General features: G+C 60.8%; 20 protein-coding genes. 7 read left to right on the top strand and 13 right to left on the bottom strand.

Going from position 1 to position 23,133, the window contains the following annotated elements; genetic code table 11:
• Nucleotides 1-82: 82 nt before the first annotated feature.
• The 5 genes from lnt to miaB form a co-directional block, all read right to left on the bottom strand.
• Nucleotides 83-1,606 carry an apolipoprotein N-acyltransferase gene (lnt, locus tag AB4O11_RS04670; protein ID WP_099757263.1) on the bottom strand — a complete coding sequence of 508 codons (1,524 nt, stop codon included), beginning with the start codon at nucleotides 1,604-1,606 and terminating at the stop codon, nucleotides 83-85.
• 17 nt (nucleotides 1,607-1,623) lie between these two features.
• Complete coding sequence (locus tag AB4O11_RS04665) at nucleotides 1,624-2,463, bottom strand: HlyC/CorC family transporter (RefSeq protein WP_007909641.1); 840 nt, start codon at nucleotides 2,461-2,463, stop codon at nucleotides 1,624-1,626.
• A gap of 5 nt (nucleotides 2,464-2,468) precedes the next feature.
• Nucleotides 2,469-2,963, bottom strand: a complete 495-nt coding sequence (ybeY, locus tag AB4O11_RS04660) for an rRNA maturation RNase YbeY (RefSeq protein WP_095122053.1) — start codon at nucleotides 2,961-2,963, stop codon at nucleotides 2,469-2,471.
• A complete protein-coding gene (locus AB4O11_RS04655) occupies nucleotides 2,956-3,954 on the bottom strand; it encodes a PhoH family protein (protein WP_460089045.1) in 999 nt (332 codons plus the stop codon). Before AB4O11_RS04655 ends, ybeY begins: the two co-directional genes overlap by 8 nt.
• Nucleotides 3,955-4,147: 193 nt before the next feature.
• The gene (gene miaB / locus AB4O11_RS04650) at nucleotides 4,148-5,476 is read right to left on the bottom strand and encodes a tRNA (N6-isopentenyl adenosine(37)-C2)-methylthiotransferase MiaB (protein ID WP_093434625.1); all 1,329 of its coding nucleotides are present in this window, start codon (nucleotides 5,474-5,476) and stop codon (nucleotides 4,148-4,150) included.
• Between the two features lie 133 nt (nucleotides 5,477-5,609).
• On the opposite strand from miaB, the gene AB4O11_RS04645 reads away from it, so the two are divergent.
• Complete coding sequence (locus AB4O11_RS04645) at nucleotides 5,610-5,939, top strand: DUF1820 family protein (protein WP_003185742.1); 330 nt, start codon at nucleotides 5,610-5,612, stop codon at nucleotides 5,937-5,939.
• A 139-nt stretch (nucleotides 5,940-6,078) separates the two neighbouring features.
• Here the strand turns inward: AB4O11_RS04645 and AB4O11_RS04640 are convergent, their stop codons facing one another.
• From AB4O11_RS04640 to AB4O11_RS04625, 4 genes are all read right to left on the bottom strand, one after another.
• Nucleotides 6,079-6,633 carry a tetratricopeptide repeat protein gene (locus tag AB4O11_RS04640; RefSeq protein ID WP_460130248.1) on the bottom strand — a complete coding sequence of 185 codons (555 nt, stop codon included), beginning with the start codon at nucleotides 6,631-6,633 and terminating at the stop codon, nucleotides 6,079-6,081.
• Between the two features lie 225 nt (nucleotides 6,634-6,858).
• On the bottom strand, nucleotides 6,859-8,142 hold the full coding sequence (gene hemL, locus AB4O11_RS04635; RefSeq protein ID WP_093434628.1) for a glutamate-1-semialdehyde 2,1-aminomutase: 1,284 nt from the start codon (nucleotides 8,140-8,142) through the stop codon (nucleotides 6,859-6,861).
• Nucleotides 8,143-8,157: 15 nt separating this feature from the next.
• On the bottom strand, nucleotides 8,158-8,781 hold the full coding sequence (gene thiE / locus AB4O11_RS04630; RefSeq protein WP_093434631.1) for a thiamine phosphate synthase: 624 nt from the start codon (nucleotides 8,779-8,781) through the stop codon (nucleotides 8,158-8,160).
• An 18-nt stretch (nucleotides 8,782-8,799) separates the two neighbouring features.
• Nucleotides 8,800-9,597 (bottom strand): hydroxymethylpyrimidine/phosphomethylpyrimidine kinase, encoded by a 798-nt coding sequence (locus tag AB4O11_RS04625; protein ID WP_460130247.1) that lies wholly within the window; start codon nucleotides 9,595-9,597, stop codon nucleotides 8,800-8,802.
• A 303-nt stretch (nucleotides 9,598-9,900) separates the two neighbouring features.
• Between AB4O11_RS04625 and AB4O11_RS04620 the strand changes: the two genes are divergently transcribed.
• The 4 genes from AB4O11_RS04620 (at nucleotide 9,901) to AB4O11_RS04605 (ending at nucleotide 16,401) form a co-directional block, all read left to right on the top strand.
• Nucleotides 9,901-12,255, top strand: a complete 2,355-nt coding sequence (locus tag AB4O11_RS04620) for a 7TM diverse intracellular signaling domain-containing protein (protein WP_460130246.1) — start codon at nucleotides 9,901-9,903, stop codon at nucleotides 12,253-12,255.
• Nucleotides 12,256-12,351: 96 nt separating this feature from the next.
• Nucleotides 12,352-14,001 (top strand): acyl-CoA dehydrogenase family protein, encoded by a 1,650-nt coding sequence (locus AB4O11_RS04615; RefSeq protein ID WP_460130245.1) that lies wholly within the window; start codon nucleotides 12,352-12,354, stop codon nucleotides 13,999-14,001.
• 191 nt (nucleotides 14,002-14,192) lie between these two features.
• Nucleotides 14,193-15,692, top strand: a complete 1,500-nt coding sequence (amn, locus tag AB4O11_RS04610) for an AMP nucleosidase (RefSeq protein WP_016986142.1) — start codon at nucleotides 14,193-14,195, stop codon at nucleotides 15,690-15,692.
• Between the two features lie 73 nt (nucleotides 15,693-15,765).
• Nucleotides 15,766-16,401 (top strand): pseudouridine synthase, encoded by a 636-nt coding sequence (locus AB4O11_RS04605; RefSeq protein WP_460089040.1) that lies wholly within the window; start codon nucleotides 15,766-15,768, stop codon nucleotides 16,399-16,401.
• On the opposite strand, the gene AB4O11_RS04600 is transcribed toward AB4O11_RS04605, so the two are convergent.
• Together AB4O11_RS04600 and AB4O11_RS04595 are read right to left on the bottom strand one after the other, a co-directional pair.
• Complete coding sequence (locus tag AB4O11_RS04600) at nucleotides 16,396-16,605, bottom strand: DUF2788 domain-containing protein (RefSeq protein ID WP_003228500.1); 210 nt, start codon at nucleotides 16,603-16,605, stop codon at nucleotides 16,396-16,398. The genes AB4O11_RS04605 and AB4O11_RS04600 overlap by 6 nt on opposite strands.
• 293 nt (nucleotides 16,606-16,898) lie before the next feature.
• A complete protein-coding gene (locus AB4O11_RS04595; protein ID WP_008081091.1) occupies nucleotides 16,899-17,378 on the bottom strand; it encodes an Lrp/AsnC family transcriptional regulator in 480 nt (159 codons plus the stop codon).
• 451 nt (nucleotides 17,379-17,829) lie between these two features.
• Between AB4O11_RS04595 and AB4O11_RS04590 the strand changes: the two genes are divergently transcribed.
• Complete coding sequence (locus tag AB4O11_RS04590) at nucleotides 17,830-18,891, top strand: DUF6515 family protein (protein ID WP_460130244.1); 1,062 nt, start codon at nucleotides 17,830-17,832, stop codon at nucleotides 18,889-18,891.
• Here the strand turns inward: AB4O11_RS04590 and AB4O11_RS04585 are convergent.
• Both AB4O11_RS04585 and AB4O11_RS04580 read right to left on the bottom strand, forming a co-directional pair.
• Complete coding sequence (locus AB4O11_RS04585) at nucleotides 18,885-19,793, bottom strand: cation diffusion facilitator family transporter (protein WP_093434645.1); 909 nt, start codon at nucleotides 19,791-19,793, stop codon at nucleotides 18,885-18,887. The two genes, AB4O11_RS04590 and AB4O11_RS04585, sit on opposite strands and share 7 nt — an antisense overlap.
• Nucleotides 19,794-19,805: 12 nt before the next feature.
• On the bottom strand, nucleotides 19,806-20,225 hold the full coding sequence (locus AB4O11_RS04580; RefSeq protein ID WP_016986146.1) for a hypothetical protein: 420 nt from the start codon (nucleotides 20,223-20,225) through the stop codon (nucleotides 19,806-19,808).
• Nucleotides 20,226-20,589: 364 nt separating this feature from the next.
• On the opposite strand from AB4O11_RS04580, the gene hrpB reads away from it, so the two are divergent.
• A complete protein-coding gene (hrpB, locus tag AB4O11_RS04575) occupies nucleotides 20,590-23,109 on the top strand; it encodes an ATP-dependent helicase HrpB (RefSeq protein WP_460089038.1) in 2,520 nt (839 codons plus the stop codon).
• Nucleotides 23,110-23,133: the final 24 nt, after the last annotated feature.

The raw sequence follows: 23,133 nt of genomic DNA, 5'->3' as shown, positions 1-23,133 counted from the left end.
GATCAAAAGATCGCAGCCTGCGGCAGCTCCTTGGGAAAATACAAATCCCGTGTAGGAGCTGCCGCAGGCTGCGATTTTTGCTTTAAAGCGTTTTCGACATCCGGCTGGCCATCAGTGCCCAGCCAAACAGCAGAACGCACAGGATGATCAATGGCCACGAGCGCCATTGCAGATACGGCGTCAGGTTGTGCATCGGCACCACTTCGCCGTAGAGGATGCCCTGTTCAAACTGCGGAATCTGCTCGGTGATCTGCCCGAACGGGTTGATCAGTCCGGTCACACCGTTGTTGGTTGCACGAATCATCCAGCGCCCAGCCTCAAGCGCACGCATCTGCGCCATCTGCAAATGCTGCAGCGGGCCAATCGAGGTGCCGAACCAGGTGTCGTTGCTGATCGTCAGCAGCAAATCACTGCGCGCCGACAGGCTGGCGGCGAATTCTGGATAGACCACCTCGTAGCAGATGAACGGTGCGATCTGATAACCCTTGGCCTGCAACAACGCCTGATCGGCCGGGCCACGGGCAAAGTCGGACATTGGCAGGTCGAAGAAGGCGATCAGCCCGCGCAATACATCCTGCAGTGGCACGTATTCGCCGAAGGGCACCAGTTTCTGCTTCAGGTAGGTGCCATCGCCTTCGCCCACCACGGTGATGCCATTGAAGAAGCGTTTTTCGTGACGAACGGTTTCGCGGATCGGTACACCAGTGATCAGCGCCGATTTACGCTCGGCGGCGAAGGTGCCCATCATGGTCAGGTAGCCCTCGGCGGACTCCTTCAATACCGGCACGGCGGTTTCCGGCCAGATCAGCAGGTCCACCGGTTTCGAGCGGAAGCTCAAATCGCGATACAAAGCCAACTGCGCGTTGAGCTCGGCCGGATCCCATTTCATGCTTTGCGCGACGTTGCCCTGAATCGCGGCAACACTCAGCGGCGCGCCGGAGGGGCTGGTCCAGGCATGGCCCTTGAGCGCAATGCCGGCCACCCAAGGGCCAACCAGCAGCACCAAACCTGCGGCAACAAAACCTTTGCGGCCGGTTTGCAGCAGGCGTGGGGCGTTGTAGATCAGTGCTGCGGTCAGTGCCAGAACAAACGACACCAGCCACATGCCACCCACTGGAGCGAGTCCGGCCAATGGGCCATCGAGCTGGCTGTAACCCGAGTACAACCACGGGAAACCAGTGAGGAACCAGCCGCGAAACGCTTCCTGGCCGACCCACAAGGCAGCGAACGCCAAGGCATCAGCCACAGGTGCTTCGTTACGGCGCAACCAGCGCGCCCACAGCCAGGCCGGCAGGGCAAAGAACCAGGCGATCGCCGCGGTAAACAGCAGCATCAGGAATCCGGCCAACAGCACCGAAGCGCCGCCGAAATGGTGGATGCTGTAATAGATCCAACTGGTGCCGGCACCAAACAGGCCGAAACCGAAGCACCAGCCACGGCCCAGTGCCTGACGCGGACTCAGCTCGCGCAAACCGGCATAGAACAAGCCGACCGCCAGCAAAGCCAGCGGCCAGATGTTGAACGGTGCCAGAGCGAAAGTGGTGATTGCACCGGCCGCCACGGCCAGCAGGTTACCGGGCCAGCCGGGGCGGGTTGTCCAGCGCATTTCAGTCCTTAGATTTCTCACCGGGCGATAGGGGTCAGTCGCAGCAAATGAATCCGACGGCTGTCGGCGTTCAGGATGCGGAAACGATAGGCGCCGATTTCAGTGATTTCGTTGCGTTTTGGCAAGTGCCCGAACGCGCTCATCACCAGGCCGCCGACAGTGTCGAACTCGTCATCGGAGAACTCGCTGTCGAAGAACTCGTTGAAGTTCTCGATTGGGGTCAGGGCCTTGATCAGGAAGTCACCGCTGGGCAGCGGCTTGATGTAGCTGTCTTCTTCGACGTCGTGTTCGTCTTCGATGTCGCCGACGATCTGTTCCAGCACGTCTTCAATCGTTACCAGACCGGCCACGCCGCCGTATTCGTCGATGACGATGGCCATGTGGTTGTGGTTGGCGCGGAATTCTCGCAGCAACACGTTCAGGCGCTTGGACTCCGGCACGAAGGTGGCCGGGCGCAGCAGATCCTTGATGTTGAAGCTGTCGCCGTTCTCCTTGAGGATCAGCGGCAACAAATCCTTGGCCAGCAGCACGCCCATCACGTCGTCATGGCTTTCGCCGATCACCGGATAGCGCGAGTGGGCCGAATCGACCACGGCCGGGAGGAATTCACGGGGTGTCTGGGTCGCCTTGATGCTGATCATCTGCGAACGCGGCACCATGATGTCGCGTACTTGCAGGTCAGCCACCTGAATGGCGCCTTCGACGATGGCCAGCGCTTCGCTGTCCAGCAGTTTGTTCTGATGTGCATCACGCAGCAGCTCGAGGAGCTCCTGACGGTTCTTCGGCTCGTGGGCAAAAGCCTGGGTCAGTTTACCCAGCCATGACTTCTGCCCGTTGCTCGATCGATCTTCGCTCATAGCGATTACTCTGAATCCTTTGTTGTAACGATAGGGGATGTTTCGGGTTCGTCGTCCGCGTACGGATCGGGATAGCCCAGTTCAGCAAGCAACTCGCGTTCCAGTGCTTCCATTTCTTCGGCTTCTTCGTCATCTATATGGTCGTAACCAAGCAGATGCAAGCAGCCGTGAATGACCAGATGTGCCCAGTGGGCCTTTAGTTCCTTGCCTTGTTCGGCGGCTTCGCGCTCGACCACGGCCACGCAGATCACCAGATCGCCGAGCAGCGGGATGTCGAGAAACTCGTCAGGCACTTCAGCCGGGAACGACAGGACGTTGGTCGCGTAATCCTTGTGGCGCCAGGTGTGATTGAGCTCGCGGCCTTCTTCCTCGTCGACCAGACGAATGGTCATTTCCGAGTCGGCGGTGCGCTGGCGCAGGGCCAGTTCGCACCACAGGCGGAAGTCGGCCTCACTCGGCGCGTTCGCGTCAGTCGCGATTTGCAGGTCTAGCTCAAGCATTTCGCGAGGTGTCCTTGGGGGCATCGTCACGGTTTTCGAAGCGCTCGTAGGCTTCGACGATCCGCTGTACCAAAGGATGGCGCACGACGTCTTTAGGCTGGAAGTGCGTGAAGCTGATGCCCTGCACGTCTTTGAGCACTTCGATCACATGATGCAGGCCGGACTTGGTGCCACGCGGCAGGTCGACCTGGGTGATATCACCGGTGATGACTGCGGTGGAGCCAAAGCCGATCCGGGTCAGGAACATCTTCATCTGTTCGACGGTGGTGTTCTGGCTTTCGTCGAGAATGATGAAGCTGTTATTCAGCGTGCGACCGCGCATGTAGGCCAGCGGCGCAACTTCAATCACCTGACGCTCGATCAGCTTGGCCACGTATTCAAAGCCGAGCATCTCGTAGAGCGCGTCGTAGAGCGGGCGCAGGTACGGGTCGATCTTCTGCGACAGGTCGCCGGGCAGGAAGCCGAGTTTTTCACCCGCTTCAACCGCCGGACGCACCAGCAGGATGCGACGGATCTGCTCGCGCTCCAGGGCATCGACAGCGCAGGCCACGGCCAGATAGGTCTTGCCGGTACCGGCCGGGCCAATGCCGAAGTTGATGTCGTTACCGAGGATTTCCTTCACGTAGCGCAACTGATTCAAGCCGCGTGGGCGAATCATGCCTTTCTTGGTGCGCAGGGCGACAGAGGCTTCGGCGGGGGCGTGATTGTCCAGCTCGACCACGGCCGATTCCTGGAGGAACAGGTGCACGAGGTCCGGCGACAGCTCGGTACCTTTGGTTTCCCGGTACAGGCGGCGCAGCAGGTTTTCCGCAGACGTGGTGTGCTTGGGGTCGCCGATCAACTCGAACTGGTTTCCGCGGTTGCGGATCTCGATGGTCAGGCGCTGTTCGATCAAGCGCAAATGCTCGTCGAATTGCCCGCACAGATTGGCGAAGCGGCGAGCCTCAAAAGGCTCGAGGATAAAACGATGTGGTTCTATGGGTGCGTTCAAGGTCGTATTTAGCCGCCCTGGGGCAATTAAGATGAAATCAAGGATAACGCCAGAGGCCTGGGTGCGAAAGCTCTTAAATCACCACGGTTCATGTGGGAGCGAGCCTGCTCGCGAAGGCGGTCTGTCAGACACATGAATGTTTAATGTGTCGCAGCCTTCGCGAGCAGGCTCGCTCCCACAGGGAAATGCAGTGTTACTGGACCAGCGAGCCGCGCAGCGAGTGCGGTTGCGCCGCGTCGATGTGCACATCGGCGAACTGGCCGATCAGGGTCGGATTGTCGCAGCGGAAGTTGACGATTCGATTATTCTCGGTGCGCCCTTGCAGCTCGCCCGGGTCTTTCTTCGAATAGTCGGTAACCAGAATGCGCTGGATCGAGCCGACCATTTGTCGGCTGATCTCAAAGCCTTGCTGATTCAGGCGATGTTGCAGGGCGTTCAGGCGTTCCTTTTTCAACTCTTCCGGGGTCTCGTCGGCCAGATCGGCCGCCGGGGTACCTGGGCGCTGGCTGTAAACGAACGAGTAGGAGAAGTCGAAACCGACATCGGCAATCAGCTTCATCGTCTGTTCGAAGTCTTTCTCTGTCTCGCCGGGGAAGCCGACGATGAAGTCCGAACTGATACAGATGCCCGGCACCGCCGCACGCAGTTTGCGCAGCTTGGATTTGTACTCCAGCGCCGTGTGGTTGCGCTTCATCGCCGCGAGAATCCGGTCGGAACCCGACTGCACCGGCAAATGCAGATGCTTGACCAGTTCCGGGACGTCGGCGTGGGCCTGGATCAGGCTGTCGGAGAATTCCAGCGGGTGCGAAGTGGTGTAGCGAATGCGGTCGATGCCGTCGATGGCGGCGACGACGCGGATCAGCTCGGCGAGATCAGCCAGACGACCGTCATGGGTCGTACCGCGATAGCCGTTGACGTTCTGCCCCAGCAGCGTCACTTCACGCACGCCGTTTTCGGCGAGGTGAATGACTTCGGCGACCACGTCATCGAACGGCCGGCTGACTTCTTCGCCACGGGTGTAAGGCACCACGCAGAACGTGCAGTACTTGCTGCAACCTTCCATCACCGACACGTAAGCGCTCGGGCCATCGATGCGCGGTTCGGGCAAATGGTCGAATTTTTCGATTTCCGGGAACGAGACGTCGACTTGCGGCAGCTTGGTGATGCGCGCGGCGTCGATCATTTCTGGCAGGCGGTGCAGGGTCTGCGGGCCGAAGACCACGTCGACGTACGGCGCGCGATCACGAATCGCCGCGCCTTCCTGACTGGCCACACAACCGCCAACGGCGATCACCATCTCCGGGTTGGCCAGTTTCAGTTCGCGCCAGCGGCCGAGCTGCGAATACACGCGATCCTGAGCGCGCTCGCGGATCGAGCAGGTGTTGAGCAGAATTACGTCGGCATCTTCGGCACGCGCGGTGACTTCCAGGGCCTGATGTTCACCCAGCAGATCGACCATGCGCGAGCTGTCGTACTCGTTCATCTGGCAACCGTGGGTTTCGATGTAAAGCTTCTTGGCCATGGATTAGGGTCATCACGTGATTCAAAGAACCGCGCATTATAGGGAACAAGCCTTCAGGTTCCTACCGCTGCGCGTCCGGTGGCTATGCTATAGTTTGCGCCCTCATTTTTATCCCCGATGTTATCCCCCCGCCATGACCAAACGCGAAGCTCCAATCTATAAGGTGATTTTCCTCAACCAGGGCCAGGTGTTCGAAATGTACGCCAAGCAGATCTATCAAAGTGATCTGTGGGGCTTTCTGGAAGTGGAAGAGTTCGTCTTTGGCGAGCGCACGCAAGTGGTCGTCGATCCGAGCGAAGAAAAGCTCAAGGCGCAGTTCGAAGGCGTGGTGCGCAGCTTTGTGCCGATGCATTCGATTGTGCGCATCGATGAAGTGGAACGTCTGGGCACCCCGAAAATCAGCGAAGCCCGCGGCGCGGTCGGCAATGTGATGCCGTTTCCGATGCCGATGCCTGAGAAGTAAAACACAAGACCGCGTCGCCCTCATTCGCGAGCAAGTCGAATCGTCGCACCGTCGCTCCCACAGGGGATCTTCTGAACACTGGAGATCTACTGTGGGAGCGAGCTTGCTCGCGAAGGGGCCGGAAAGGTCGGCGCAAAAATCAGGGAAGAGGCGAGAACGGCGTACGCCCATCGGCGCTCTGCAGTTCCATCAGGTATTTACGGAAAATTTGCCCGAGCACCTGGGTCGCGGTTTCGAGGTCTTCGCGAGACATTTTTTCGGAGACTTCGTCGGCCGTGTCCAGCGCGTCTTCAGCGCCGTTGACCGCGGCCATCTTCAGCACGATGTACGCCTGAATATTGTTGGCCTGCACGCCTTCACCGTGGAAGAACATGGTGCCGAGCTTGAACTGAGCCTGAGCGTGGCCTTGCAGCGAGGCTTTTTCGAAACAGCTCAAGGCTTGATTGAGGTCGCGCGGCGCATTCTTGCCGTCGTAGTAGAACTCACCCAACTCGTATTGCGCTTGCGCATCCCCTTCGTCCGCCGCTTTCTGGCAGGCGGCCAGTGCCTGCGTGACGTCTTGCGGCTGAGTATTGAGGGTGCAACGACCCATCGCCGGGATCAACAACGAGTTGCCGCCTGCTTGTGCATGCGCGAGCAGGGGCTGAAGGAGCAACAGGCAGCCCAAGGCAAGGGTGCGGCCGGTGCGGTTCATGGGAATCGACTTACCTCTGAAGGGCACGCGGACCCATCGAGGGATCCAATAAGCGCGCATTATGAAATAAGCAGGGCCAACCTTACAAAGTCTTTACTCGTTTTTCTGCTGCGCGGGGAATATATCGCCCACTTTAGGGGAGATTTTTAGCAGGAGCATCGGAAAAACAGCGTCGATGTAGGTGAATGCTGACGCTGGCGATAGCCAACGTCAGCGGTACGGCAGTTATTTCAGTGCGGCGAAGGCGCGCTCGGCAGCGTCCAGTGTCAGTTTCAACTCGGCTTCGCCGTGGGCGATCGAGGTAAACCCGGCTTCGAAGGCGCTCGGCGCCAGGTACACGCCACCTTCCAGCATCAGGTGGAAGAAGCGACCGAACAGGGCAGCGTCGCTGGCCATCACATCTTCAAAGGTGACGATGTCGTCGGCGCCGCTGAAGTACAGACCGAACATGCCGCCAGCCTGCGTGGTCACGAACGGAATGCCAGCAGCATCGGCGCGTTGTTGCAGGCCATCGAGCAGGCGCGTGGTGTAGTCGGTCAGCTCGGCGTGGAAACCCGGACGGCTGATCAAACGTAGCGTGGTCAAACCGGCGGCCATGGCCAACGGATTACCCGACAGCGTGCCGGCCTGATACACCGGGCCCAGCGGCGCAATACGCTGCATGATTTCACGCTTGCCGCCGAAGCAGCCGACCGGCATGCCGCCACCGATGATCTTGCCGAAGGTGGTCAGGTCTGGATTGACCCCGTAATACGCCTGAGCACCGCCGAGGGCAACGCGGAAACCGGTCATCACTTCGTCGAAAATCAGCACCACGCCATGCTTGTCGCACAGCGTGCGCAGGCCTTCGAGGAAGCCTGGTGCTGGTGGTACGCAGTTCATGTTGCCGGCCACTGGCTCAACGATGATGCAGGCCACTTCCTGGCCGACTTCAGTGAGCATCTTCTCAACCGCGTCGATGTCGTTGAACGGCAGGGTCAGGGTGTGTTTGGCGAACGCCGCCGGCACACCGGCCGAGCTCGGTACGCCCTGGGTCAGTGCGCCGGAACCGGCCTTGACCAGCAGGCTGTCGGAGTGGCCGTGATAGCAGCCCTCGAACTTGATGATGCTGTCACGGCCGGTGTAACCACGGGCCAGACGGATCGCGCTCATGGTCGCTTCGGTGCCGGAGCTGACCATGCGCACCATGTCCATCGATGGCACCAGCGAGCAAACCAGATCGGCCATCTCGGTTTCCATCGCGGTCGGCGCGCCGTAGGACAAGCCGTGTTGCAGTTGATTGCGCACCGCGTCCAGAACATCCGGGTGGCTGTGGCCGAGGATCATCGGACCCCACGAACCAACGTAATCGACATAACGCTTGTCGTCTTCGTCGGTAACGTAAGCACCTTCGGCGTGTTTGAAGAACAGCGGCGTGCCGCCCACGCTTTTGAACGCGCGAACCGGCGAATTCACGCCTCCGGGAATGTGTTTCTGGGCATTGGCAAACAGGGTTTCGGAACGAGACATGATCGGGCTCTCAAATCAGACTTTCAGTAATTCATTGAACGCGCGGGCGCGGCGGGTCACTTCGGCGGTGCTCTCGGCACCAAACAGACCGTGGACCACGGCGAGCAGGTCGACCCCATGGGCCACCAGCGGCGCGGCGTTGTCGAGGGTGATGCCGCCAATCGCGCAGATTGGCAGGTGCAGTGTGCACTTGGCTTCGTCGAGCAGATCGAGGCTGCAGGTCGGCGCGCCGGGCTTGGTGTTGGAGTTGAAGAAGCGACCGAAGGCGACATAACTCGCACCTTCTTTGGCCGCTTGTTCGGCCAGCGCGATTTGCGCGTGGCAGGTCGAGCCGATGATCGCTTTCGAGCCGAGCAGGGCGCGGGTCGGCGACAGCGGGCCGTCGGTCTGGCCGAGGTGCACGCCAACGTTGAGGCGCGCCGCCAGCTCAGCGTCATCGTTGATGATCAGCTGCGTCTTGTAGCGCTCGCACAGATCGCGCAGCGCTTCGGCCTCGCGCAGACGGCGGGCCTCATCGTTGCTCTTGTCGCGGTATTGCAGCAGGGTGACGCCGCCTTCCAGCGCCGCCTCCACGTAAGACAGAAACTTGCCGGCCAGCAACTGGCTGTCGGTAATGGCATACAGGCCACGTAGTTTCATCAGGCAGACCTCACGACGTTACGAGCAGAAATCCAGCGGCAGGCGACGCGGGACGAACTGGCCTTTGCCCAGTTGTTCGGCATCGCGCAGGGTGCGCCAGGTGTAATCCAAAGCACTGCGCACAGCGCTGGCGAGATGTTCGCCCTGCGCCAGGCGACCGGCCAACGCGCTGGCCAGTGTGCAGCCGGAACCGTGATAGCTGCCGGGCAGACGCTGACAGATAAAGGTTTCACGCAGACCGTCGCGGCTATACACGCGGTTGTGGATTTCAGTTTCGTCGCCATGGCCGCCGGTGATCAGCAGGTTTTTGACGAACGGCAGGAGTTTTTCAGCGCACTGGTCCGCAGTGCCTTCGGGCAGTTCGGCGAGGATTTGCGCTTCAGGAAGGTTAGGGGTGGCAATGATCGACAGCGGCAGCAGACGCTCACGCATCGCGTAACCCACCTCGTCCTTGCCCAGACGTCCGCCGCCGCCGGCGCGCAGCACCGGGTCGCAGACCACCGGCAAGTGCGGGTGCGCGGAAAGCAGTTCGACAACGGTGTCGACCATTTCCAGCGAACCGAGCATGCCCAGTTTGACTGCCGCGACTTCGGAGTCGTTGAGTACGGCATTGGCTTGAGCCAACACCCACTCACGGTCGAGGACGCGGAAGTCAGTGACGTTGACGGTGTCTTGCACGGTCAGGGCGGTGACGGCCGGAGCCGCATGGCAACCCTGCGCGAGCAGGGCTTCGATATCTGCCTGCAAGCCGGCGCCACCACTTGGGTCGTGGCCGGAGAGACAGAGGACAACGGGGCGGGAGCTGTAGATATTCATGGTGCGCGAGCTTACCACCAAACCTGATTTTCGGGTTCAGTGCCGTTGTCCCGGGCCGCTAACCTGGCAGGAGAATCCGACCGCTCTGTCACAAGCTGACCATCTCAACAGCTCTAGCTCGCTGCTTTGCTCTGGAACGCCCGTTCTAGAGCCTTTGTAGGAAAAATTTCAATGGTGCTCAATGGCCATCAACGGCTATGCTAGTCTGGATCCAAACCAATAACAGGTAATACCGGTTTTACGTCTACTCAAAGGGAATGGGGGGCTTCCTGACACAACCGGACGAGCCACGCTGGGGCTTCAATGCGCTATTTGCTGATGTTGTTGTTCTGCTTGCCACTCATGGCGAGCGCCGTCGAATTCGACGAATTTACCCAGAGCCTCCCTCTGGGCCGGTCGCTGCAAGTGTTCGAAGACCCGAGCGGTCAGGCGAGCATTGCCGATGTTCGTGCGCAAGCTGCCGCCGGCAATTTCAAAGTTCACGATAAGGCCACGCTTAATGCCGGTTACTCGCGCTCGGCGTTCTGGCTGAAAATTGACCTGCAGTACCGTCCGAGCAATCCCGCCGCCCAGCGCACCTGGCTGCTGGAACTGGCTTATCCACCGCTTGACCATCTCGACCTCTATACGGCCGACGCCAATGGCGACTACCGCCTCGTCCGGCAAACCGGCGACGCCTGGCCGTTCGCCAGCCGCGAGATCCGCCAGAACAACTATTTGTTCGACCTCGCTTTCGCACCGGGTCAACAACAAACCGTGTACCTGCGACTGGCCAGTGAAGGCTCGATTCAGGCACCGGTGACGTTGTGGTCGAGCACCGCGTACCTCGAAGATCAGCCGGTGCGCCTGTATGTGCTGGGGATCATTTATGGCGTGCTGCTGGGGATGCTGGTCTACAACCTGTTCATCTATCTGAGTGTGCGCGACACCAGTTACCTCTATTACATCTTCTATATCGCCTCGTTCGGCCTTTATCAGCTGTCGGTGAACGGCGCGGCGGTGGAGTATTTCTGGCCGGACAATCCGTGGTGGGCCAACGCGGCCACGCCATTTTTCATCGGCTGTGCGGGGCTGTTCGGCAGTCAGTTCGCCCGCAGTTTCCTGCAGACCAAAAACCATAGTCGCTGGCTTGATCGCCTGCTGATTGCACTGATCGCGTTCGGCGCGCTGGTGGTTGGTTTGTCGCTGATGACCAGTTACGCGTTGTCGCTGCGCCTGGCGACGATACTGGCGCTGACCTTCACTGTGGTGATTTTCGCCGCCGGGATTCTGGCCTGGTGGCGCGGCTTGCGGGTGGCGCGCTATTTCATCATCGCCTGGTCGGCGTTTCTGCTCGGCGGCATCGTCAATACGCTGATGGTGCTCGGCTTGCTGCCGAACGTATTCCTGACCATGTATGCCAGCCAGATCGGCTCAGCTATCGAAGTGGCGCTGCTGTCGCTGGCACTGGCCGACCGCATCAACGCGATGCGCGAGCAACAGGCGCAGACCTTGTATGACGCCGGGCAGAAACTCGAAGTGCTCAACCAGCAACTGGCCCACAGCAACAAACTCAAGGACGAATTCCTCGCGACCCTGACCCACGAATTGCGCACACCGATGAACGGCGTGATCGGTTCGCTGGAATTGATGCAGACCGTCGAGCTGGATCCGGAGCTTGAGCAATACCAGCAGACCGCCGCCGGTTCGGCGCGGGACATGATGCGCATGGTCAACGGCATCCTCACCCTTACGGAATTGCAGGCCGGCAAGCTCAAGGCTGTGCCGGGCAGTTTCAGCCTGCGCGCGGTGGTCGAAGCGCTGCGCGTGCAGTTCGACAGCAACGCGGCGAGCAAGTCGCTGGACTTCAAGGTCGAGGTGCTGCCGACACTGCCGGATCGCCTGCACGGCGACAGCGCCAAACTCGCGCAATGCCTGGAATGCCTGCTGGACAACGCGATCAAGTTCACCCGCGTCGGCGGGCTGGCGCTGCGGGTGACCGGCAAACCATCGACGGACAATCGCCTGGCGTTGTCGTTTGCGGTGATCGACACTGGCATCGGTTTTACCGATCTGGGCGAGGCGACGATGTACCAGCGCTTCTTCCAGCTCGACGGTTCGATGACCCGCGAATACGGCGGACTGGGCGTGGGGCTGGCGATCTGCCGACAGTTGGTCGAGCTGCTCGGCGGCAAGCTTACTCATCGCTCCGAACCCGGACGTGGCAGCCGTTTTCAACTGGACGTTGAGTTTGAACTGCCGGCGGTTGAAGCTGCGCCGATCATCGCGCCTTCGCACGATTGTGTGCGTGCGCCGCAGGACTGCACGGTGTTGCTGGTGGATGACAACAGTGTCAACCAACTGGTGATGCGCGGCATGTTGCTCAAGCTCGGCTTTCGCGTGCGTACCGCCGACAACGGCGCGGCGGCATTGGATTGCTTGCAACGAGAGACTTTCGACGCAGTGCTGATCGATTGCCAGTTGCCGGCTTACGAGGGCGCGTCATTGTGCTGCCAGATTCATGCGTTGCCGGGCTGCGCGAACTTGCCGGTATTCATGCTGGCGCTGACTGCCGACCGAGAGCTTTGCGCAACGGGGGCGCCGGTCGATTACCTGAACAAACCCGTAAAATTCGAAGATCTGCAATCTGCGCTGGAGCGGCGGGTGCTGTGCTGCTAGCAGGGTAAAAGCGCCGCAAAATCGGCGGATATGACACTTTGACCGGTTGCGGAGCGGTGCTTAACTGGGTTCCTTGGTTGCCCGAAGGAGCCCGTCATGAACCTGCATCAGTTCGCCGAAACCCACGAAGTCACCAACCAGCCACCGTCGCTGGACGGCACTAACCTGTACCGCATCGACCTGCCGTTGCAGGAGTGGTCGCGGCGCTTTGGTGCCGGGTGGGCGGAGTCGCGGATCGATGCCTACGGTGCACTCGCTGGTGGGCCGTTGATGGAAGCCGGGTTCCTCGCCAACCAGAATAAACCAACGTTCGCCAGCCATGACCGCTACGGTCATCGCATCGATCTGGTGGAATTTCATCCGGCCTATCACGAACTGATGGGGACGGCGATCGAGCATGGCCTGACGTCGCTGCCATGGACCCATCCACAGGACGGCGCGCATGTCGCGCGCGCCTCGATGACCTATCTGCACAGCCAGGCAGAAGCCGGCAGCGGTTGCCCGTTGACCATGACCTTCGCCAGTGTGCCGGCCCTGCGTTTGCAGGCGAACATCGCCGAGCAATGGCTACCGAAAGTCCTCGCCACCGAATACGACCCGCGCAACGTCGGCATGGCGCACAAGGCCGGCGTGACCATCGGCATGGCCATGACCGAGAAACAGGGCGGCACCGACGTGCGCGCCAATACCACCAAGGCTTACCCGGTCGGCGCCAGTGGCCCGGGTCAGGCCTATGAACTGGTCGGGCACAAGTGGTTCTGCTCGGCGCCGATGTGCGATGCCTTCCTCACGCTGGCGCAGACCGACAAGGGTTTGAGCTGCTTCCTGTTGCCGCGTCATCGCCCGGACGACACGCGCAATCAGTTCTACATCCAGCGCCTGAAAAACAAACTCGGCAACCAGTCCAACGCCTCCAGCGAAGTGGAGTTCCGTGGCGCGCTGGCGTGGATGGTCGGTGAGGAAGGGCGCGGCGTGCCGACTATTATCGAGATGGTCGCCATGACTCGGTTCGATTGCATGGTCGGTTCCAGCGCTTTGATGCGCCAGGCGCTGACCCAGGCCAGCCATCACTGCGCGCACCGCAAGGTCGGCGGCAAGCTGCTCAGCGAACAGCCGTTGATGCAAAACGTCCTGGCTGATCTGGCCCTGGAAAGCGAAGCCGCGCTGGCCCTGAGTTTGCGCATGGGCAAGGCGCTGGATCATCTGGATGATCGCCACGAAGCGCAATTCGCGCGGCTGGTGACGGCGGTGGGCAAGTATTGGATCTGCAAGCGTGCACCGGGGATGATCAACGAAGCGGCCGAGTGCATGGGCGGCGCCGGGTATGTCGAGGACAGTATCCTGCCGCGTCTGTACCGTGAGGCACCGGTGAACTCGACGTGGGAAGGCTCGGGGAATGTGCAATGCCTCGACGTGCTGCGCGCGTTGTCGAAAGAGCCGGGGGTGCTGGATGTGTTGTTCAGCGAACTCGGTGACGGGCATGGCGAGAAGCGTCTGGCGGCGCATATTCAGCAGTTGCAGGCGCAGTTCAAAGACACCAGTGATATTCAGTATCGCGCGCGGCAACTGACCGAAGACATCGCGCTCGGTTTACAGGCCAAGCTTCTGTTGGAGGCCGGAAATTCAACGGTCAGCGATGCCTTCATCGCCAGCCGCCTGAGCGGTGGCGGCCGGGTTTACGGTGCATTACCTCGCGGACTGGACGTCGAAGCCATCGTCGCCCGCTCAACCCCACAAGGTTTCTGAGCTCAATTTCCCAAGCGGCACAAAACCCTGTGGGAGCGAGCTTGCTCGCGAAAGCGGTACATCAGTCGACAGCTATGTTGAATGACAATCCGTATTCGCGAGCAAGCTCGCTCCCACGGGATCTCCCTAGATGGGAAGATTTGGGTACACCCACAACGCCACTGTTCCCGTGACGCCACGATGCAGGCAAGATGAAGCTCTGCAAGTCAGAACACAGGAAGCTGATCGTGACCGAAGCGTTTATTGTCGTTCAAACCGCCGAACAAGCCGTGGACCGTCTGGCCGAGCTGCATGAGCGGGCCACCACTGCGCTGAACTCGGCGCTCAAGCGTTACCTCAAGGATCGCGTCGAACCCGACGCTGCGCAGCGTGCTCTGTTTCGTTATCCCGAACTGCGTCTGACCTATCACTGCCAGGGCGAAGTGCCGCAGACCACCCGCGCTTATGCCAAGGTGCAACTGCCGGGCACCTACAGCGTCACCGTCACCCACCCGGCGGCGTTCCGCAAATACCTGCTCGAACAGTTGGTGCCGTTGATGCACGACTTCACCGTGACCGTGGAAGTCGGCGTCAGCCAGCAAAACATTCCGTATCCGTACGTGGTCGAGCAGGGCGATGAACTCGCCGGTTCCGGCGTCACTGCTGCCGTGCTGGCGCGGGTGTTCCCGAGTACCGACCTGTCCGCCGCCACCGATGGCATCGCCGACGGTCTCTACGACTGGGAAAACACCGATCCGCTGCCGCTGGCCTTGTTTGACGCCGCGCGCGTGGATTTCTCCCTGCGCCGTCTGGTGCACTACACCGGCAGCGATTGGCGCCATGTGCAGCCGTGGATTCTGCTGACCAACTATCACCGCTATGTCGACCAGTTCATCGTCCATGGTCTGGAACAGTTGCGCCGCGACCCGCGTTTCGTGCGCATGGTTTTGCCGGGCAACGTGATCATCGAGAAGGGCATGGATCACGGCGAAGCATCGGCGATTGCGGCCGGTGTGGTCTGGCACCGATACCAGATGCCGGCCTATCACCTGATTGCCAGCGATGGCCACGGCGTGACGCTGGTCAACATCGGTGTCGGCCCGTCCAACGCCAAGAACATCACCGACCACTTGGCGGTGCTGCGTCCGCATTGCTGGCTGATGATCGGCCACTGCGGCGGTCTGCGTCAGTCGCAAACCATCGGCGACTACGTGCTGGCCCACGCTTACATGCGTCGCGACGGCATTCTCGACCGTGTGGTGCCGCCGAACATCCCGATCCCGGCCCTGGCCGAAGTGCAAATGGCCCTGCAGCAAGCAGCGGCCAACGTCACCGGCGAGAAGGGCGATGACCTGAAGAAACGCCTGCGCACCGGCACCGTGCTGACCTACGACGACCGTAACTGGGAATTGCGTTGGGCTCAGGAACGACCGTTGATCAACCTGTCCCGCGCCGTGGCCGTGGACATGGAAAGCGGCACGATTGCAGCGCAGGGTTATCGCCTGCGGGTCCCATACGGCACGTTGCTTTGTGTTTCGGACAAGCCGCTGCACAGTGAAATCAAACTGCCGGGTTCGGCCAACGCCTTCTATGAACGCGCGGTCAGCCAGCACTTGAAGATCGGCATTGAAGCGGTGGACCTGCTGCGCACTGAACTCAACTCGCTGCACTCGCGCAAATTGCGCAGCTTCGACGAGCCGCCGTTCCGTTAACGGTTAGTCGTGGTCATTTGGCGGTCGGGGCACTAGCATTGTCAGCCCTGATCGCTAAATGTTTGCTCTCCCTATGTCTCGTCCCCCGCGTCCACCTTCCCGCCGCCCCGGCGTGAAGCCTCAGTCGTCTTCGCCGCGCCGTGTTGCCAAGGCACCGCCGGCCGAGCCGAAACTGATCCTGTTCAACAAACCGTTCGATGTGCTGACGCAATTCAGCGACGGTGAAGGGCGGGCGACGCTCAAGGATTTCATCGATGTGCCCGGCATTTATCCGGCCGGACGCCTGGATCGCGACAGCGAAGGATTGTTGCTGCTGACCAACGACGGGCAGTTGCAGGCGCGTATCGCCGATCCGAAACACAAACTGGCGAAGACCTATTGGGTGCAGGTCGAAGGTGTGCCGACGGCTGAGCAATTGCAGCGCTTGCGCGATGGCGTTGAACTGAATGACGGCATGACCTTGCCCGCCGAAGCGCGGCAACTGGATGAGCCTGAATTGTGGCCGCGCAATCCGCCGGTGCGTTTTCGCGCCACCATACCGACGTCATGGCTGGAACTGGTGATTCGCGAAGGGCGCAACCGTCAGGTACGGCGCATGACGGCGGCGGTAGGCCTGCCGACATTGCGGTTGGTGCGGGTGAAGATTGGTGACTGGACGATCGACGGACTCGATCAGGGCCAGTGGAAGGAAGTGCCGGCGCGCTTATAAAGCGCCGGACTCGATCAGGCCGATCACCACACTCTTGATGATGAACGCGGCCACGCCCAGGCCCAGTACGAAGAACAGAATGAACGAGCCAAAGCGCCCGGCTTTGGACTTCTTCGCCAGATCCCAGACGATGAAACCCATGAAAATGATCAGGATGCTGACCAGACCGGTCATCATCCACTCTTCGAATACTGCTGGATCCATTGGGGTTCTCCGGCATGGGCGCGGCTAAAAGGGCGCGGCGAGTATACGCCAAGGTGTGCGGGGTGGCATTGATCTGGGTCTGATCCGAAGCCTTTGCCCTCACCCTAACCCTCTCCCAGAGGGAGAGGGGACTGACCGGGGATGCTCGCAAAATACGCCGACCTGAACGTTCTGTTGTGAATCCATAATCGACTCAATTTTTCAGGTCGATGTATGACAGCAGACACCTCGGTCGGCTCCCTCTCCTGGGGGAGAGGGCTGGGCGGGCGGCGTTCCGATGAGGGGGCCTTTGATCAGTTGCGCAGGTGGGTCAGCGGCAGTTCCGTGCTGTTCAAAACCTGATTCAGCACAAAACTCGAGCGCACACTGGTCACGCCTTCAATCCGGGTCAGGTGTCCCAGCAATAGCTTCTGATAGTGATCCATATCCGGCACCACCACCTTCAACTGATAGTCAGCATCCACCCCCGTCACCAGGCTGCATTCCAGCACCTGCGGCAACGTACGGATCGCCGCTTCGAAATTCTCGAAACGCTCCGGCGTGTGCCGGTCCATGCCGATCAGCACATACGCCGTCAGGCTCAGCCCGAGCATCTTGCGATCGAGCAATGCGACCTGGCGTGAGATGTAGCCGTCGTCTTCCAGTTGCTTGACCCGGCGCGAGCAAGGGGAGGGCGACAGACCGATGCGCTCGGCCAGCTCCTGGTTGGAGATGCGGGCGTCGCGCTGCAATTCCGCCAAAATACTCAGGTCGTAACGGTCGAGTTTGCTCATCAATCTGTCCTTGGTTGTAACTATTGCGGCAGATTATCTATCCAGGGTTAAAAATTGCGCAAGTGGTGTTTATTTCAGCAATCTTCGCAATCCTCTGTCGCCGTCTCAGGCCTATTCTTATCACCAGAATCACTGCTCGGTAACACAGTCCACAGCGGCCCGCCCTATCAGGCCCGCCGCGGCCGCCACCCCCACCGGGGTTGTGCCGGCCCCCGAGCTGCACACTGTCCAGAAGACGGCGTGAGGTGAGCCGACGTCAAAAGCGTCGAGCCAGGACGAAGTTCTCTAAAGGGAGGCCGACGGGTCTCCCTTTTTTCTTGCCTGCGATTTCATGCCGGACGCTCAATAAATAAGTTGCGTGACTGATAACCTGTTGCAGAACCCGGTGTGTGTATTCCCGGTCTTAGTGACAAGTCCTCTTACATTTGCAGGCCCCGCAGTGAGAAAAAGCATGAATTCGCGCATCTGGCGTCTGGCCGGTGTTGGTTTGCTGTGTGTGAGTGTCAGTGCGCAAGCGCTTGCCGATGAACCGCAGAATCGCGGGCCGGAGGGCGGTGGCCATGGCCAGGACCATCAGGGCAATAATCAGGGCCATGGCGGCAACAATCAGCCGCGTCCGCAGAATAATCAGCCACAGCAGAATCAGCCGCGCCCGCAGAACAACGAGATCATTCGTGGCGACAACAGTCGCCAGTTCGAGCACAACGGCCAGCAGCACAACAACAATGGCCAGTGGCAAAACCACGACCAGAACCGTCCGGCGTATAACCCCAACCCGGTGCGCCAGCCGCCACCACCGCCACAACTGCCGGCCAATAGCCTGCCGATCCAGCCACGGCCCGACACCGTGCGCCAGAGCCAGGAACCGCGTCAGGGTTACTACCGCGACGAGCGCCCGCAAAACGGTTATCACAATCAGCAATGGCAGACCGGTAACCGGCCCAATGACAATCGCTGGCCGGGCCGTCCGGATGGTCATGGCAATGGCTGGGGGGCTGGTCCGCAATATCGACCGGGGCATGTGATCGACCGTTTCCCGGATCGTGACTACCGCGTGCCGTATCGCGGTCAGGATTACTTCTACTCCGCAGGCTACTGGTATCGCCCGCAAGGCCCGCGCTACATCGTCGTGCAGCCGCCACGCGGGATTCGCATTCAGTATTTGCCCGATTACGCCCGTGAAGTGTGGATCGGCGGTTCGCTATTGTTCCTCGCCGCCGGTGCCTACTACGCGTATCAGGAGGCGACCCAGGATTATGTAGTCGTCGAGCCGCCGGTTCAGCCGCAACCGCAGCCGCAATCCCAAGGCTATGACGTCGAAGCCTATCCGGCCAACGGCCAGTCGCCGGAGCAGGTGCAGCAGGATGGATACCAGTGCTATCAGTACGCCGTGCAGCAAAGCGGTTTCGACCCGCGCACCGCGACGTATCAACCGGCACCCGAAGTGGTGCAGGCCTACCGCCAGGCTCAAGGGAATTGCCTGAGCAGTCGCGGTTATCAGGTCAGTTACTGAAGCCGGGTTTGCGCCCGTTCTGACTTGACCACTTCCTGCGGGTCGGCGTGCACCAGCACTTCGGCTCGCGGGTAGGCCTTGTGAATGGCATCGGCGGCTTGGTCGCTGATGCCGTGTGCCACTGACAAGGTCAATTCCCCCGGCAATTCCAGGTGCAACTGCACGAACCAGTGGTTGCCGGAGATCCGCGTGCGCAAGTCATGCGCGCCCAACACCCCCGGCACGCTGCAGGCCAGTTCGAGCATGTGCTGACTGACGTCGGTTGGCAGTTCTTCATCCATTAGCACCGAAAAACTTTCCCGGGCGATCTGGATCGCACTCCACAGGATATAGGCGGCAATGCCGAGGCCGAACCAGGCATCCAGTTGATGCCAGCCGAACCCGGCCAACACCAGCGCCACCAGAATACTGCCGTTGAGTAACAGGTCGGATCGGTAATGCAGTGAGTCGGCACGCACGGCGTTGGAACCGGTCTGCTTGATCACTCGATGCTGCAGCACCAGCAAGGCCACCGTCAGCAGCAATGAGAAAATGATCACGCCAATGCTGATCCACGGTGCGCCGAGCGGTTCCGGATGCTGGATGCGTTCATAGGCTTGAAACGCGATCAATACCGCGCTGCCGCCAATGAACAGCGCCTGCGCCATCCCTGCCAGCGACTCCGCCTTGCCGTGACCATAACGATGATCGTCATCGGCCGGGCGCAGCGCGTAATGCACGGCCAGCAGATTGAGCAGCGAAGCGATGCCATCCAGCGCCGAGTCGGTAAGGCCGGCGAGCATGCTCACCGAGCCGCTGAGCCACCAGGCGATGGCTTTGGCGATGATCAGCGTGCACGCCACCGCTACCGAGGCGCGGGTCGCCAGCCTGAGCAGGCGGGCGTGTTCGGGGCTGGATGTCATTGAACGTCCTTTTTAAGCGGCGGGTTGCAGGCCGAACATCGCCAGTTGTTGAGTGCTGCCCTTGTGTTGAATCAGGCGCGGATCATCCAGTGGGAAATCTCGGCCCAACTCGCTTTCGAGAATAGCCTGCAACTTGTGATTATCGACCTGACCGTCCGGGCCGATGGCTTGCTTGAGTTTGGCCGGGTCGATCTGTGCAGTGTGGCCCGGTTCGAAATAGATCGCACCGGTGGCGAAGTCGACGGCAAACGCGATCAGGCCGGGGATGATGTAGAACAGCAGGCCCACGGCGTCGAGCACGGCAATCGCCGGGTCGATCTTGCCGTCGATCTGCCCGCGCCGGTCCGGGTAGAAAATCGAACCGCACGCGGTGATTTGCGTGAGCAGGGTGGCGACCAGTACACCGCCGATCAGGCGAAAAGGTAAGCGCATGGGAAAATCTCCTGATTCATCTAAGAACGAAGCGTAGTCGTGTGAAGTTAAGACCCTGACGAACGCCTAGCAGTTCGCCGTTATACTCGGGCCTGGCAGGGCATGCCCACAGTAAATTGCGGCCTCGTCTCACCCCTACCGAAATACGTTGAGGATTGAAGTTGTTTTCTCCAGATCGACACCGCGTGAAGGCTAATGAATCCTATCGGGGTTCGGCCCTACGGGCTAAAGCTGTGAGCGCGCCGTGCTGCGTTGCGGGACTTGGCAAGGAAACGACCCTTACCTGCGTCCCGCGCCTTGCCTGGCACGCTCACAACTTTAACGCGACTCGCAATTTACTGTGGGCACGCCCTGGGGAGCCAGCATGATTTCTTTGCCAATCGATGATGTTTTACCCGCCCTGCGTGAAGCCCTTGCGACACGCCACGAAGCCGTGCTCGAAGCACCGCCGGGCGCCGGTAAAACCACCCGCGTGCCTTTGGCCTTGCTCAATGAAGCGTGGCTGGCCGGGCAGACCATTCTGATGCTTGAACCGCGCCGTCTCGCCGCGCGTGCAGCAGCGGAGCGTTTGGCCAGCGAGTTGGGCGAGAAGGTCGGGGAAACCGTCGGTTATCGCATTCGTCTCGATAGCAAGGTCGGCCCCAATACGCGTATCGAAGTGGTCACCGAAGGCATTCTCACCCGCCGTTTGCAGGATGATCCGGCGCTGGAAGGCGTGGGCCTGCTGATCTTCGACGAATTTCACGAACGCAGCCTCGACGCCGATCTGGCGCTGGCCTTAAGTCTGAACGGTCGCGAGCTGTTCCGGGCTGAACAGCCGCTGAAGATTTTGCTGATGTCGGCCACGCTGGAAGGCGAGCGTCTGGCCGGGTTGCTGGATGACGCGCCGATCCTGCGCAGCGAAGGCCGCATGTACCCGGTGACGATGCGCTGGGGCCGGCCGTATCAGCCCGGCGAGTACATCGATCAGCGCGTTACGCAAACCGTGCTCGAAGCGCTGCACGACGAAACCGGCAGCCTGTTGGTGTTCCTGCCGGGGCAGGCGGAAATCCGTCGCGTCCATCAACAACTGGCCGACGCCATCGGTGAGCGCAGCGATGTTTTGCTGTGCCCATTGCACGGCGAACTGGACCTCAACGCCCAGCGTGCCGCCATCGACCCGGCGCCGACCGGCCAGCGCAAAGTGGTGCTGGCGACCAATATTGCCGAGACCAGTTTGACCATCAACGGCGTGCGCGTAGTCATTGATGCCGGGCTGGCGCGGGTGCCGCGTTTCGATCCCGGCAGCGGTATGACGCGCCTGGATACTCAGCGGATTTCCAAGGCCAGTGCTACGCAGCGCGCCGGCCGGGCGGGGCGATTGGAGCCGGGCGTTTGCTATCGCTTGTGGTCTCAGGATCAGCACGAACAACTGGCCGCGTATGGCAGTGCGGAAATTCTTTCGGCGGATCTCGCCAGCCTGGCGCTGCAATTGGGGCGCTGGGGTGTCACGCCGGGTGAACTGGTCTGGCTGGATGTTCCGCCAGCGGCGGCTTATGCACAGGCGCAGGATTTGCTGCAACGGCTCGGTGCGCTGGAAGGGGAAACGCTGACCACTCACGGTCGGGCCATGGCTGAGTTGCCGGCGCATCCGCGCATCGGGCATTTGCTCCTGCGCGGTCAGGCGCTGGGGCTGGCGAACATGGCCTGCGATGTCGCCGCGCTGCTGGGCGAGCGCGATATCTTGCGCGGTGCCGGGGCGGATTTGCACAGTCGATTGGTCCTGCTATCCGGCGAAGAACGCGCTGCTCGCGGTGCGCAGGGTGGTGTGCAGCGCGCCCGGCAACTGGCGCGGCAATATCGCGGTTATCTGCGCGGCAAGGCGAGCGAGCCGGTCAGCGATCCCGATCATCCGCGCTGGCTCGGCGCCTTGCTGGCGCTGGCCTACCCGGACCGCGTCGCGCAACAGCGGCGTGCCGGTGGCGCCGAATATCGTCTGGCCAACGGTCGCGCGGCGCTGTTCGCCGAAGCCGACAGCCTGATGAAAGAGCCGTGGATCGTCATCGCCGATCTCGGCAGCCGTCAGGGCCAGCGCGAAGAACGCATTTATCTGGCGGCGGATTTCGATCCGGCGCTGTTCGATTCGGTGCTCGCCGAACAGGTGCGCAACGTTGATCAACTCGACTGGGACGAGCGCGAAGGTGTGCTGCGCGCCGAGCGCCAGCGCAAGGTCGGCGAGCTGATTCTCAGCCGTGAGCCGTTGACCGGTCTCGATGAAAATGCACGCAGTCAGGCGCTGGTCAATCTGGTGCGGCGCAAGGGTCTGGAGCTGTTGCCGTGGACGCCGGAATTGCGTCAGTGGCAGGCGCGGGTGGCGTTGTTGCGGCAGTTGGAATTGAACCATCAGGACGACAGTCAGTGGCCGGATGTCAGCGATGCGACATTACTGAACACCCTCGAAGACTGGCTGATGCCGTATCTGGGCAAGGTCTCGCGGCTCAGTCATTTTGCCAACCTCGACCTGTCGAGCATTGTGCGCAATCTGCTGCCATGGCCGCTGCCGCAAAAGCTCGATGAGCTGGCGCCACATCATCTGAGCGTGCCGTCGGGGTCGTCGATTCGTCTGGACTACAGCGAGTTTCCACCGATTCTCGCGGTGCGTTTGCAGGAGTTGTTCGGGCTCGCCGATACCCCGCGCATTGCCGGCGGGCGGCAGGTGGTCAAGTTGCATCTGTTGTCGCCAGCAAGGCGACCGGTGCAGGTGACGCAGGATCTGGCCAACTTCTGGCGCAGCACCTATGCCGAGGTGAAAAAGGATTTGAAGGGTCGCTATCCGAAGCATTATTGGCCGGATGATCCGCTGGTGGCCGAGGCGACTGCACGGGCCAAACCGCGCGGCACCTGAAGAGTAAAAAATCGCAGCCTGCGC

The sequence above is a fragment of the Pseudomonas sp. H1_D05 genome (assembly GCF_054682705.1).
This window is presented reverse-complemented; position numbering and strand designations above follow the sequence as displayed.